The organism is Pseudomonas syringae (genome assembly GCF_021605415.1).
Lineage (GTDB): Bacteria > Pseudomonadota > Gammaproteobacteria > Pseudomonadales > Pseudomonadaceae > Aquipseudomonas > Aquipseudomonas syringae_S.
This window is the reverse complement of record NZ_WKEQ01000009.1, coordinates 53135-65096: the sequence shown is the minus strand read 5'-3', so window position 1 is coordinate 65096 and position 11962 is coordinate 53135. Positions and strand designations below refer to the sequence as shown.

The 11962-nt window shown below is 60.3% G+C and carries 12 protein-coding genes; 6 read left to right on the top strand and 6 right to left on the bottom strand.

The annotated features are described in order from the left end of the window. Window positions 1-4: 4 nt before the first annotated feature. The 4 genes from dapF to GIW69_RS08635 are packed head-to-tail and all read left to right on the top strand — an operon-like array spanning window position 5 to window position 3177. Window positions 5-835, top strand: coding sequence for a diaminopimelate epimerase (gene dapF, locus GIW69_RS08650; protein WP_236481751.1), 831 nt, complete (start codon window positions 5-7; stop codon window positions 833-835). Window positions 836-848: 13 nt separating this feature from the next. Next, entirely contained in the window at window positions 849-1574 is a 726-nt protein-coding gene (locus tag GIW69_RS08645) for a DUF484 family protein (RefSeq protein ID WP_236481750.1), read from the top strand. A gap of 2 nt (window positions 1575-1576) precedes the next feature. After that, window positions 1577-2476 carry a tyrosine recombinase XerC gene (gene xerC, locus GIW69_RS08640; protein WP_236481748.1) on the top strand — a complete coding sequence of 300 codons (900 nt, stop codon included), beginning with the start codon at window positions 1577-1579 and terminating at the stop codon, window positions 2474-2476. Next, window positions 2473-3177, top strand: a complete 705-nt coding sequence (locus tag GIW69_RS08635) for an HAD family hydrolase (RefSeq protein WP_236481746.1) — start codon at window positions 2473-2475, stop codon at window positions 3175-3177. Before xerC ends, GIW69_RS08635 begins: the two co-directional genes overlap by 4 nt. Window positions 3178-3278: 101 nt before the next feature. Here the strand turns inward: GIW69_RS08635 and sutA are convergent, their stop codons facing one another. From sutA to glnK, 4 genes are all read right to left on the bottom strand, one after another. After that, complete coding sequence (sutA, locus tag GIW69_RS08630; protein WP_236481745.1) at window positions 3279-3608, bottom strand: dormancy-specific transcriptional regulator SutA; 330 nt, start codon at window positions 3606-3608, stop codon at window positions 3279-3281. Window positions 3609-3710: 102 nt separating this feature from the next. Continuing rightward, window positions 3711-4136, bottom strand: coding sequence for a secondary thiamine-phosphate synthase enzyme YjbQ (locus GIW69_RS08625; RefSeq protein WP_236481743.1), 426 nt, complete (start codon window positions 4134-4136; stop codon window positions 3711-3713). A 214-nt stretch (window positions 4137-4350) separates the two neighbouring features. Then, on the bottom strand, window positions 4351-5688 hold the full coding sequence (locus tag GIW69_RS08620) for an ammonium transporter (protein ID WP_236481742.1): 1338 nt from the start codon (window positions 5686-5688) through the stop codon (window positions 4351-4353). A 35-nt stretch (window positions 5689-5723) separates the two neighbouring features. After that, complete coding sequence (gene glnK, locus GIW69_RS08615; protein ID WP_002555808.1) at window positions 5724-6062, bottom strand: P-II family nitrogen regulator; 339 nt, start codon at window positions 6060-6062, stop codon at window positions 5724-5726. Window positions 6063-6459: 397 nt separating this feature from the next. On the opposite strand from glnK, the gene GIW69_RS08610 reads away from it, so the two are divergent. Further along, window positions 6460-6720 carry an accessory factor UbiK family protein gene (locus GIW69_RS08610; RefSeq protein WP_236481740.1) on the top strand — a complete coding sequence of 87 codons (261 nt, stop codon included), beginning with the start codon at window positions 6460-6462 and terminating at the stop codon, window positions 6718-6720. Between the two features lie 330 nt (window positions 6721-7050). Next, a complete protein-coding gene (locus tag GIW69_RS08605; RefSeq protein WP_236481739.1) occupies window positions 7051-8544 on the top strand; it encodes a YifB family Mg chelatase-like AAA ATPase in 1494 nt (497 codons plus the stop codon). On the opposite strand, the gene GIW69_RS08600 is transcribed toward GIW69_RS08605, so the two are convergent. Further along, window positions 8541-9755, bottom strand: coding sequence for an aldose 1-epimerase family protein (locus GIW69_RS08600; protein WP_236481737.1), 1215 nt, complete (start codon window positions 9753-9755; stop codon window positions 8541-8543). The two genes, GIW69_RS08605 and GIW69_RS08600, sit on opposite strands and share 4 nt — an antisense overlap. Window positions 9756-9963: 208 nt before the next feature. Then, window positions 9964-11940 carry a methyl-accepting chemotaxis protein gene (locus GIW69_RS08595; protein WP_236481735.1) on the bottom strand — a complete coding sequence of 659 codons (1977 nt, stop codon included), beginning with the start codon at window positions 11938-11940 and terminating at the stop codon, window positions 9964-9966. Window positions 11941-11962: the final 22 nt, after the last annotated feature.

Here is an 11962-nt window from a genome sequence, read left to right as displayed (position 1 = left end):
CCCCATGCTGCTGCGTTTTACCAAAATGCATGGCCTGGGCAATGATTTCATGGTCCTCGACCTGGTCAGCCAGCACGCGCATATTCAACCCAAGCACGCGAAGCTTTGGGGCGACCGACACACCGGCATCGGTTTCGACCAGTTGCTGATCGTCGAGGCGCCGAGCAATCCGGACGTGGATTTCCGTTACCGGATCTTCAACTCCGACGGCTCCGAAGTGGAGCAGTGTGGCAACGGTGCGCGCTGCTTCGCTCGCTTCGTGCTCGACAAGCGTCTGACCGCTAAACGGCAGATTCGCGTCGAGACCAAAAGCGGCGTCATCGAACTGGACGTGCGTAACGACGGCCAGATCGGCGTGAACATGGGCGCCCCGCGCCTGGTGCCGGCGGACATTCCGTTCGAAGCGCCGGCGCAGGCCGACAGTTATCAGGTTGATGTCGACGGCAGTACCGTCGAACTCGCCGCCGTGTCCATGGGCAACCCCCATGCAGTGCTGCGTGTGCAAGACATCAACAACGCACCGGTGCATGATCTGGGACCGAAAATCGAACACCACCCGCGCTTCCCGGCGCGGGTCAATGTCGGTTTTCTCCAGGTCATCGACCGTCACCGCGCGCAATTGCGTGTCTGGGAACGCGGCGCCGGGGAAACCCAGGCCTGCGGCACCGGCGCCTGTGCTGCGGCTGTCGCTGCGATCAGCCAGGGGTGGATGGATTCGCCGCTATTGATCGACTTGCCCGGCGGGCGTCTGTCCATTGAATGGGCAGGCCCTGGCCATCCGGTGTTGATGACCGGCCCGGCAACGCGTGTATACGAAGGACAAGTACGTCTTTGAGTGAGCAAAAACCATGACCGACAAGCCTCAGGTACCCGCCCGACAGCCCGACGAACCCGCGTCCGAAAGCCTGGAGGCGGCAGCGGTTGCCGCATACCTGGAGGCTCATCCGGATTTCTTCGTCGAGCACGAAGAACTGCTGCCGGCGATGCGCATCCCTCACCAGCGCGGTGACACCGTCTCGCTGGTCGAACGCCAGATGACCCTCCTGCGCGAGCGCAACGTCGAAATGCGTCACCGTCTCTCGCAGTTGATGGACGTGGCACGGGATAACGATCGCCTGTTCGACAAAACCCGTCGCCTGATCCTCGCCCTGATGGACGCCGCCAGCCTCGAAGACGTGGTAATAAGCGTCGAAGACAGCCTGCGCCAGGACTTTCAGGTGCCCTTCGTCAGCCTGATCCTGCTCGGCGACAATCCGGCACCGGTCGGCCGCTGGGTGACCCACGCCGACGCGCAGACCGCCATCGGCGGCCTGCTCACTGAAGGCAAGAGTGTCAGCGGCACGCTGCGCGAGCATGAACTGGACTTCCTGTTCGGCGAAGAGCAGCGCAAGCAGATCGGTTCCACCGCCGTCGTCGCCATCAGCCATCAGGGCATCCACGGCATTCTGGCGATCGCCAGCCGTGACCCCCAGCACTACAAGAGTTCGGTGGGCACGCTGTTTCTCAGCTACATCGCCGAAGTCATGGGCCGCGTGCTGCCACGAGTCAACAGCTCCCTGCGCTCGGTACGCTGAACATGGAACGGCAACTGGACGCTTACTGCGAACACTTGCGCAGTGAGCGACAGGTGTCGCCGCATACGCTGTCGGCTTACCGCCGCGACCTCGATAAAGTCCTCGGCTGGTGTGTCAAACAGAACATCGGCAGTTGGGCGTCGCTGGATATTCAGCGTCTGCGCAGCCTGATCGCGCGCCTGCATTCTCAGGGCCAGTCCTCACGAAGCCTTGCGCGGTTGCTGTCGGCGGTGCGCGGGTTCTATCACTATCTCAATCGCGAAGGTCTCTGCGACCACGATCCGGCTACCGGCCTGACGCCGCCAAAAGGCGAAAGACGCCTGCCGAAAACGCTTGATACCGACCGCGCATTGCAACTGCTGGAAGGCGCGGTGGAGGACGATTTTCTCGCTCGCCGCGACCAGGCAATCCTGGAGCTGTTTTATTCCTCGGGCCTGCGTTTATCGGAGCTGACCGGGCTCAACCTCGAGCAGCTCGACCTCACTGACGGCATGGTTCAAGTGCTGGGCAAGGGCAGCAAGACGCGCCTGCTGCCGGTGGGCAAAAAGGCTCGCGAAGCCCTCGAACTGTGGCTGCCGCTGCGGGCGATGACCAATCCGGCGGACGACGCCGTGTTTGTCAGCCAGCAAGGTCGGCGGCTCGGCCCACGAACGATCCAGGTGCGGGTGAAATTGGCCGGCGCGCGCGAACTGGGGCAGAACCTGCACCCGCACATGCTGCGGCATTCTTTCGCCAGCCACTTGCTGGAATCCTCGCAGGATCTGCGCGGGGTTCAGGAATTGCTCGGCCACTCGGACATCAAGACCACCCAGATCTATACCCACCTGGACTTTCAGCATCTGGCGGCGGTCTACGACAGTGCCCATCCACGGGCCAAACGCATGAAAGGCGATGATTCATGAGCATTCAGTTGATCACCTTCGACCTCGACGACACTCTGTGGGACACCGCCCCGGTGATCGTCAGTGCCGAAGCCGTTTTACGCGAATGGCTGGTAGAACATGCACCGAACCTGGGCGCGGTGCCGGTTGAACATTTGTGGGCGATCCGCGAGCGTGTTCTGGGGGCTGAGCCGCAGTTGAAGCATCGCATCAGCGCCTTGCGCCGCAAGGTGTTGTTCCATGCGCTGGAAGAATCCGGTTATGCCCATGGCGAAGCGTCGGATCTGGCGGACAAGGGTTTCGACGTGTTTTTGCATGCTCGACATCAGATCGAAGTGTTCCCCGAGGTCGAGCCGCTGCTGGAAATCCTCGCCAATCAATACGCCCTCGGCGTAGTCACCAATGGCAACGCCGACGTGCGCCGGTTGGGGCTCGCGGACTACTTCAAGTTCGCCCTGTGCGCCGAAGACATCGGCATCGCCAAGCCGGATGCACGGTTGTTCCATGAAGCCCTGCAACGCGGCGGCGTGAGCGCCGACGCGGCAGTGCACATTGGCGACCATCCTGGCGATGACATCGCCGGTGCGCAGCAGGCGGGGTTGCGCGCGGTATGGTTCAACCCGGCGGCCAAAGCCTGGGAGGCCGAACGCCAGCCAGATGCCGAGATCCGCAGCCTAAGCGAATTGCCGGCCGTGCTGGCCCGCTGGAATGCCCCGCACTGACTCTGAACTCCCACAGGGTTTGTATCGCTCTCATGTTTTTATTCCAGACATGAAAAAGCCCGCAGCGACGGCGGGCTTTTTCAATCAGCAGGCAGCAGTCCTCAGATAGGACGGCTTCCGTACTTGTTGTCCGGCTTCTTCGGCGGATCGGCGACCACATTGGCCTCCACTTCCTGCACCTTGCCACCACGTGCAAGGAAGTCTTCCATGGCCTTGGCCAGGGCGTCGCGTTCCTTGTTCTTGGCTTCTATGCTCGGCAGCTCGTCAACCGACACCGCCGCCTTGGCTTTACCTTTGGCAGCCGGGGCCGGTGCATCGCCGCTGTCATCGCTGTCTTCAGCGACGTCTTCGGCTGCTGCTTCCAGACCTTCTTCGGTTTCGTCGTCGTCGCCTACTTCGAGGTCGTCGTTTTCCAGATCATCGTCGCTCATGTTCTACCTCATGACTTGCGAAAAGCAGATTAGTTATAGCCCAGCTTTGGCAACTGTCTAAAAGTCGCCGGAAAAAATCGTCCACCGCTGCTGACCAGCGGCTTATGCCTGTTCACCGTAAACGGTGGCGAGGACTTTACGGGCACCGCCATGATCACGGTGCTCGCCCAGATAAACGCCTTGCCACGTACCCAGAGCCAGTCGACCTGCCGAAATCGGCAGACTGAGCTGACAGCCAAGCACGCTGGCCTTGAAGTGCGCCGGGAGGTCGTCCAGGCCTTCGTCGTTATGCTCATAGCCGTCTGTTCCTTGTGGGATCAGACGATTAAAAAATCGTTCGAAGTCTCTACGAACCGCCGGATCGGCGTTCTCGTTGATGGTCAACGACGCCGAGGTGTGCTGCAGCAGCAAATGCAACAGACCGACCCTATATGCCTTGAGTTCAGGCAAACCTGCGAGCAGTTCGTCCGTCACCAGATGAAAGCCCCGGGGCCGCGCCCGCAGGGTTATCAGAGTCTGTTGCCACATACAGTTCTCCGCACGTTCGGGGCGCATTCTAGCGCGCTCTGGGAAAAAACAAAGGTCCTAATATTCGTCCGATGATGTAAGCGATTGGCCGTAGAAAAACTGCCGTCGCAAACACGACAAAAGCGGTACGAAAAATCCTTTCAGCTGTGTCCTGAATGACAAATTCCAGACAAAAAAATGCCCGGCGAACCGGGCATTTTTTTCAAACGGTGACTTACAAGTTGTAGCCACGTTCGTTGTGCTGTGCCAGATCGAGGCCGACCGACTCTTCTTCCTCGGTCACACGCAGGCCCATGACGGCGTCCAGAACCTTGAGGATGATGAACGTGACGATCGCGGTGTAGATCACCGTGAAGCCCACGCCTTTTATTTGAATCCAGACCTGAGCACCGATGTCGGTGACAGTGCCGAAGCCGCCCAATGCTGGTGCAGCGAACACACCGGTCAGGATCGCGCCGAGGATACCGCCGATGCCGTGTACGCCGAAGGCGTCCAGGGAATCGTCGTAGCCCAGCTTGCGTTTCAGGGTGGTGGCGCAGAAGAAGCACACCACGCCAGCCGCCAGGCCGATAACCAGTGCGCCCATCGGGCCGACAGTGCCGGCAGCCGGTGTAATGGCGACCAGGCCGGCAACCACACCCGAGGCGATGCCCAGTGCGCTTGGCTTACCGTGGGTGATCCATTCGGCGAACATCCAGCCCAGTGCGGCGGCGGCGGTTGCGATCTGGGTAACCAGCATCGCCATGCCAGCGGTGCCGTTAGCGGCAGCGGCGGAACCGGCGTTGAAGCCGAACCAGCCGACCCACAGCATCGCTGCACCCATCAGGGTGTAACCGAGGTTATGCGGCGCCATCGGGGTGGTCGGGAAGCCTTTACGCTTGCCGAGTACCAGGCAGGCAATCAGACCGGCCACACCGGCGTTGATGTGCACCACGGTGCCGCCGGCGAAGTCGAGTACGCCCCAGTCCCACATCAGGCCGCCGTTGCCGGACCAGACCATGTGCGCGATCGGTGCATACACCAGGGTGAACCAGACGCCCATGAAGATCAGCATCGCGGAGAACTTCATCCGCTCGGCGAACGCACCGACAATCAGCGCCGGGGTGATGATCGCGAATGTCATCTGGAAGGTGATGAAGACCGCCTCGGGAAACAGCGCCGCCGGGCCGGTCAGACTCGCCGGGGTGACACCGGCCAGGAACGCCTTGCCCATGCCGCCGAAGAACGAGTTGAAGTTGACGACGCCCTGCTCCATGCCGGTGGTGTCGAACGCAATGCTGTAGCCATAAACGACCCACAGGATGCTGATCAGACCGGTAATCGCGAAGCACTGCATCATCACGGAAAGAATGTTTTTCGAGCGAACCATGCCGCCGTAGAACAGCGCCAGGCCCGGGATGGTCATGAACAGCACGAGAGCTGTCGAGGTGAGCATCCAGGCGGTGTCGCCGGAATTGAGGACTGGGGCCGCCACTTCGTCTGCCGCCATAGCAAGGCCGGGCATTACGATGGACAACAGGGCTCCTAGCCCTGCGATTTTACGCAGAGTCATATTGTTTTCTCCTGGGGCGTTGGGTTTGTGGCGGCTTAAATCGCGTCGGTATCGGTTTCGCCGGTACGGATGCGGATCGCCTGTTCCAGATTGACCACGAAGATCTTGCCGTCACCGATCTTGCCGGTGTTGGCCGCCTTGGTTATCGCCTCGATAACCCGATCCAGATCCTTGTCGTCAATCGCAACGTCGATCTTCACCTTTGGCAGGAAATCGACCACATACTCCGCGCCGCGATACAGCTCGGTGTGACCCTTCTGCCGGCCGAAGCCTTTGACTTCAGTGACGGTAATGCCCTGCACGCCGATCTCGGACAGCGACTCGCGCACGTCGTCCAACTTGAACGGCTTGATGATGGCAGTGACTAGCTTCATGAAACTTTCTCCCGAATTGGTGGACTTGCCCCAGGAAAACAAACCCGACTCAAGTCTAAGCGCAGTGCCTGGCTTTGTAACGCATCGTCGTGACGCCAGTTAACCGCTCCAGACGAAACTCCCCGTCCCGTCTGCTGCACTGCATCCATCACAGCGACTGCATCAGTGCATGGGTCACAAGGGTCTTAGCAGAAACCTTGCCATGTCGCCAAAACCCACTGATTTCAGTCCCTTGGCCGCTGTGGCAGGCACCTTCGCCTCAAAGACAATCCGGATACGCACAACAACGGTGCGCGCCCATCTGTCCACTTGCGCGAAAAGCGTGCATCCCTGCCTGCCGAAATGACTATAGACACTGCGTGATACACTGCCGGCCATTGTTTTCAGGACATTCACCATGCTCGCGCCCAAAGACTTCCTCGACGCCTTGACCGGCACCGCCTCCCGTCTGTTCAGCGGTGACACCCCGCTGCCGAAAGCCGAAATCGAAAGCCAGTTCAAAATGCTGCTGCAAAGCGCCTTCAGCAAACTGGATCTGGTGAGCCGCGAAGAATTCGATAGCCAAATGGTCGTGCTGGCCCGCACCCGCGCCCGACTCGAAAGCCTTGAAGCGAAGGTTGCCGAGATGGAAGCGAAGCTCACTCCCCCTGCCGAGTAATTCCCCGGTAGGAGCTGCCGAAGGCTGCGATCTTTTACGCGTGATTGACGCAACGTCAAACGATCGCAAGCTTCGCCAGCTCCTGCCCTGATTGAACACATCCGATGTCAGAGCTGCGCAATGCACGGACCAGAGCGTCAGCCAACTGGCCGCTAACGGGCATAACTAGTCCCTGCGTCTGCTTGCATTGCTAAACCCATTCCATACAACACCCCTCCTGCAACATTCTGCGAAATTTTTCCGCCACACTCGTCCCGCTCAGGGGCCTCCCTCCGACTACCCTTGAAAAACCCCGCAGGAAGCGGCTCCCGATTCACTCAAGGAACGACCATGTCCCTCGCCATTGTCCACAGTCGCGCCCAAATAGGCGTGGATGCGCCCGCCGTTACCGTCGAAGTCCATCTCGCCAACGGTCTGCCGTCACTGACCATGGTCGGCCTGCCCGAGGCGGCGGTGAAGGAGAGCAAGGATCGGGTGCGCAGCGCGATCATCAATTCCGGGCTGCAGTTTCCGGCACGGCGGATCACGTTGAATCTGGCGCCGGCGGATCTGCCCAAGGATGGCGGGCGGTTTGATCTGGCGATTGCCTTGGGGATTTTGTCGGCGAGTGTGCAGGTACCAACGTTGACGCTGGACGATGTCGAATGCCTCGGTGAACTGGCGTTGTCCGGTGCGGTTCGAGCGGTACGCGGGGTATTGCCGGCAGCGTTGGCGGCCCGCAAGGCCGGACGCTCGCTGGTGGTGCCGCGAGCGAATGCCGAAGAGGCTTGCCTGGCGTCGGGGTTGAAGGTGATTGCGGTGGACCATCTGCTGGAGGCCGTGGCGCATTTCAACGGGCACACGCCGGTTGAGCCCTACGTATCGGACGGTTTGATTCACGCCGCCAAACCCTACCCCGACCTCAATGAAGTGCAAGGCCAGCTCGCCGCCAAACGGGCGCTGCTGATTGCGGCGGCGGGCGCGCATAACCTTTTGTTCAGTGGGCCACCGGGGACGGGCAAAACCTTGCTGGCGAGTCGCTTGCCGGGGCTGCTTCCGCCGCTGGCCGAGAGTGAAGCGCTGGAAGTCGCGGCAATCCAGTCGGTCGCCAGCGGCGCACCGCTCACCCACTGGCCGCAACGCCCTTTCAGACAACCGCACCACTCGGCATCCGGGCCGGCGCTGGTCGGCGGCAGTTCAAAACCGCAACCCGGCGAAATCACCCTCGCCCACCATGGCGTGCTGTTTCTTGATGAGCTGCCGGAGTTTGATCGCAAGGTTCTAGAGGTGCTGCGTGAGCCCTTGGAGAGCGGCTGCATCGTGATTTCCCGAGCCAAGGAACGGGTGCGATTCCCTGCGCGTTTTCAGTTGGTGGCGGCGATGAACCCTTGCCCCTGTGGCTATCTCGGTGAGCCCAGTGGCAAATGCTCCTGCACGCCGGACATGGTGCAGCGTTACCGCAACAAACTGTCGGGGCCACTGCTGGATCGGATCGATCTGCACCTGACGGTTGCTCGGGAAGCCACCGCATTGAACCCTGCGATAAAACCCGGCGAGGACAGCGCAAGCGCAGCCGCCGTGGTCGCCGAAGCCCGGGAACGCCAGCAAAAACGTCAGGGCTGCGCCAATGCGTTTCTCGATCTGCCGGGATTGAAACGGCACTGCATGCTATCCACCGCCGATGAAGCCTGGCTGGAGTCGGCATGCGAGCGGTTGACCTTATCGCTGCGCTCGGCCCATCGCTTGCTCAAGGTCGCCCGGACACTGGCGGATCTTGAGCACGTCGATGCAATCAAACGTGAGCATCTGGCCGAGGCGCTGCAATATCGGCCGGCGACGCCTTAATGCTCGGTCAGATCAACCAGCGGCGTCTGCCGCACTTCTGTTTCGCGCCCGGCCTGAATGTCGGTCACGCGTTTCAAAGCGTTATCCACCGCGCCCTTGTCCGCGAGCAGGCTGTAGCTGATCTGGAACTGTTTATGTTCTTTGGGCGCAAGGGTCGGTACCAGATTCAGCGGTCGCTGATAGCGGCGGTTGTAGGAAAAACTGGTGCCCGGCTCCAAGCCCGTCACATAACCCTGGCCCTGAGTGTCGGTATTTTTCCACAGGGAAAACACGGGCAACTGCTGCGTATTGAAGCCAACGGACACACCCAGGTTGCCGGCCTTGTTGTGCAGGACGGTCAAGGTATCGCCTTTGCCATCCGCGTAAGGCACCACGTTGTATACGGTTTCGTCGTAGTCTTTGGTCGGCGCCCGGTAGCTTTGCCAGTCGGCCAGATCGGCTTTGGCCTTGTCGTTGAAAGGCGATACCTGCTTTACCGGTGCCGCAAAACGTGCGCCCTGCTCCAGAAACGGCGTACTGAAGTTGCTGTGATACAGCGCCTGGTATTCCTTCGGATAATCGCCGTTGTTGGTCAACGTATCGTTGAGCGCGAAACGCACGCTGCCGGGGACGGTTACCAGCTCAGTGACGACCGAGAAGTCGACCTTTTTGAACGCCTGCTCTTTCAGCTCGCCGCGCAGAGTGATGGCGTAGGGAGGCTGTTCATCGATGTGCAGCGTGACAGTACTCGCCGGGATGTTGGCGGCGCGTCCGTGCAGGGTCAGCAGCTCGCCATTGTCGATGCCAGGATGGCCGACCCATTCGTAACCACAACGGGCCACGAGTTCGTTGAAGCCCTCAAGCCAGCCCAGCCCACCGCGCCCGTTAAGTTCAATAAAGGCCGGGTTGACCACGTCCTTGACGGGCGAATCCCACCCCATGCGCACGTTGCCGACAGACGCCTGCAAGACATTCATGCCACGGGTCGGCACCACGGACAGTTTCATCGTGCCGTTGTCGATGTCCACGATGCTGACGCCTTCCTGTCGCCCACCGTGCAAGGTGCGCAGGCTGACGGAGAACGGTTTGTCGGGTTTCAGGCCGAGCTGCTCACTGGTGATGTTCCAGTTTTGCGCAGGCTTGTTGGCATTGAGGAGTACGTAATCCCAAGCCATGGCATGGGAAGCGGCGGACAGCGTGCCGAGTGCGACGGCGAACTTGAGCGGGGTCATGACAGCAGCCTTTATTGGAGTTGTGTCATTTTTATACCGATGCGGAAACGTTTCAGCAAGCAAGTAAAAAAACATCCCTGTCGTAAGGGATGTTCCGCTTTGCCTTCCCGAGCAGGCTCGCACATAGGAATCGGGTCTTCATCAATCAATGATTCAAAACCGAATCTGTAGGAGCGAGCCTGCTCGCGAAGGCTATTTCATAGGCACATCAACGAAACCGATCGACCTCGGAACGCAAATCCGCCGCGAGCTTCTCAAGCTCTTTCGCCGTGATAGCCAGGTTCGACACCACCTCGCGCTGTTCACTGTTGGCCAACGCAATGCTCTGCAAGTTGCTGCTCAGCAACGTCGCGGTGCTGCTTTGTTCCTGCGTCGCGGTGGTGATCGCGGAAAACTGCTCGCCTGCCGAACGGCTTTGCTCATCGATCCGCGCCAGGGCCGAGGCAACATTGGCGTTGCGCGACAGGCCTTCCTGCATCAACACATTGCCCTGCTCCATTGTGCTGATGGCGTTGCCGGTTTCCTGTTGAATGCTGTGAATCATGCCGGAAATCTCGTCGGTCGCCTGGCGGGTACGCGAAGCCAGGCTGCGCACTTCGTCGGCCACCACGGCAAAACCACGACCTTGCTCACCGGCACGTGCCGCTTCAATCGCCGCGTTGAGGGCAAGCAGGTTGGTTTGTTCAGCAATCGAGGTGATCACACCGACGATGCCGCCAATTTCCTGGGAACGCTGGCCCAGGGTATTGATCACGGTTGCAGTGCTGTTCAGCGCGCCGGCAATTTGCTCCAGGGACGAGGACGCTTCTTCCATCGAGCTACGGCCAATCTGAGTCTGTTGAGCATTTTCCTGAGCCAGACGCTGCGTCGCGCCCATGTTGTCAGCGATGTTCAGCGAAGTGGCGCTGAATTCTTCGACCGCGCCGGCCATGCTGGTGATTTCGCCGGACTGCTGCTCCATGCCTTCATACGCGCCGCCGGACAAACCGGAGAGTGCCTGGGCACGGCTGTTGACCTCTTCCGAGGCGCGACGGATGTGCTCAACCATGGTCGACAGCGCCTGGCTCATCTGGTTGAACGCACGGGCCAGTTGGCCGATTTCATCATTGCTTGACACATTCAGACGCACGCTCAGATCACCGGCGCCCAAGGCTTCAGCCTGACGCACCAGATCACCCAGCGGCGCCAGCTTGCTGCGCAGCAGCCAGACCGCCGAGCCCACGGCGATCAGCATCGCCAGCAGACTGCCGATAGCCAGCTGGATGCCCACGCTCCAGGTCACGGCGCTGATCTCGGTTTTCGGCATGCTCGCCACTACCGACCAGGGACCGTCCGAAAACGGCACGGCTACGCTGTAAAAATCTTCGGACTTATCGCTCCAGAACTCGCCTTTACCCGGAGTTTTCGCCAGACCATTGATGGCTGGAACGGCCTTGTCCAGGGCTTCGACGCCGGCAATCGGCACCAGCCACTTGTTCTGCTCATCAAGCAGCGCCAGCGAGCCGGTCTGGCCGATACGGAAACGCTTGAGGTTTTCGAACTGCGCGTTTTGCGCATCGGTGTAATCAAACCCTACGTAAAGCACGGCAATGATCTTGCCGCCGCTGTCACGTACCGGCGTGTATTGCGACATGTAGTAACGCTCGAACAGCAAGGATCGACCGACAAAGCTCTGACCCGCCATCAAACGCGCATAAGCCGGGTTTGCATGATCGAGCACCGTGCCGATGGCGCGGGTGCCGTCCTGTTTGGTGACGTTGGTGCTGACCCGGATGAAATCTTCGCCGCTGCGCACAAACACGGTGGCAACGCCGGCGGTCATTTGCTTGAAATCGTCAACGCCCTTGAAGTTGTTGTTCAACACTTCACCGGCCAGGTGCAGGCCTGGTGTCTGGACACCCGCCACGGTCACCGGTTCATCGGGATGCACGCTCAAACCGCTGGAAAAGCGTTTCTCGAACAAACCGGCCAGACGCTGAGTGCTTTCGCGCAAGGTGCTGTGAAAGGTGCTCAATTGGTCAGCGAGCAGGCGCGCTTCACTGGCGAGGTGTTCTTCGCGGGTAGCGAGGTTGGCAGTGTCCAGCGAACGCAAAGCGAAGACCGTACTGCCGCTGATGACAATCGCCAGTATCACGGCGAGCGCGAGGCCCAGCTGTGAGGCGATCCGAGCACGAGGTTGAGACATGACAGCTCCTGGCCGAACCACC

What these genes read in the sequence shown, in the direction of transcription:
- dapF (WP_236481751.1), top strand. Translation starts at nt 5, where the DNA reads ATGCTGCTGCGTTTTACCAAAATGCATGGCCTGGGCAATGATTTCATG.
- GIW69_RS08645 (WP_236481750.1), top strand. Translation starts at nt 849, where the DNA reads ATGACCGACAAGCCTCAGGTACCCGCCCGACAGCCCGACGAACCCGCG.
- xerC (WP_236481748.1), top strand. Translation starts at nt 1,577, where the DNA reads ATGGAACGGCAACTGGACGCTTACTGCGAACACTTGCGCAGTGAGCGA.
- GIW69_RS08635 (WP_236481746.1), top strand. Translation starts at nt 2,473, where the DNA reads ATGAGCATTCAGTTGATCACCTTCGACCTCGACGACACTCTGTGGGAC.
- sutA (WP_236481745.1), bottom strand. Translation starts at nt 3,608, where the DNA reads ATGAGCGACGATGATCTGGAAAACGACGACCTCGAAGTAGGCGACGAC.
- GIW69_RS08625 (WP_236481743.1), bottom strand. Translation starts at nt 4,136, where the DNA reads ATGTGGCAACAGACTCTGATAACCCTGCGGGCGCGGCCCCGGGGCTTT.
- GIW69_RS08620 (WP_236481742.1), bottom strand. Translation starts at nt 5,688, where the DNA reads ATGACTCTGCGTAAAATCGCAGGGCTAGGAGCCCTGTTGTCCATCGTA.
- glnK (WP_002555808.1), bottom strand. Translation starts at nt 6,062, where the DNA reads ATGAAGCTAGTCACTGCCATCATCAAGCCGTTCAAGTTGGACGACGTG.
- GIW69_RS08610 (WP_236481740.1), top strand. Translation starts at nt 6,460, where the DNA reads ATGCTCGCGCCCAAAGACTTCCTCGACGCCTTGACCGGCACCGCCTCC.
- GIW69_RS08605 (WP_236481739.1), top strand. Translation starts at nt 7,051, where the DNA reads ATGTCCCTCGCCATTGTCCACAGTCGCGCCCAAATAGGCGTGGATGCG.
- GIW69_RS08600 (WP_236481737.1), bottom strand. Translation starts at nt 9,755, where the DNA reads ATGACCCCGCTCAAGTTCGCCGTCGCACTCGGCACGCTGTCCGCCGCT.
- GIW69_RS08595 (WP_236481735.1), bottom strand. Translation starts at nt 11,940, where the DNA reads ATGTCTCAACCTCGTGCTCGGATCGCCTCACAGCTGGGCCTCGCGCTC.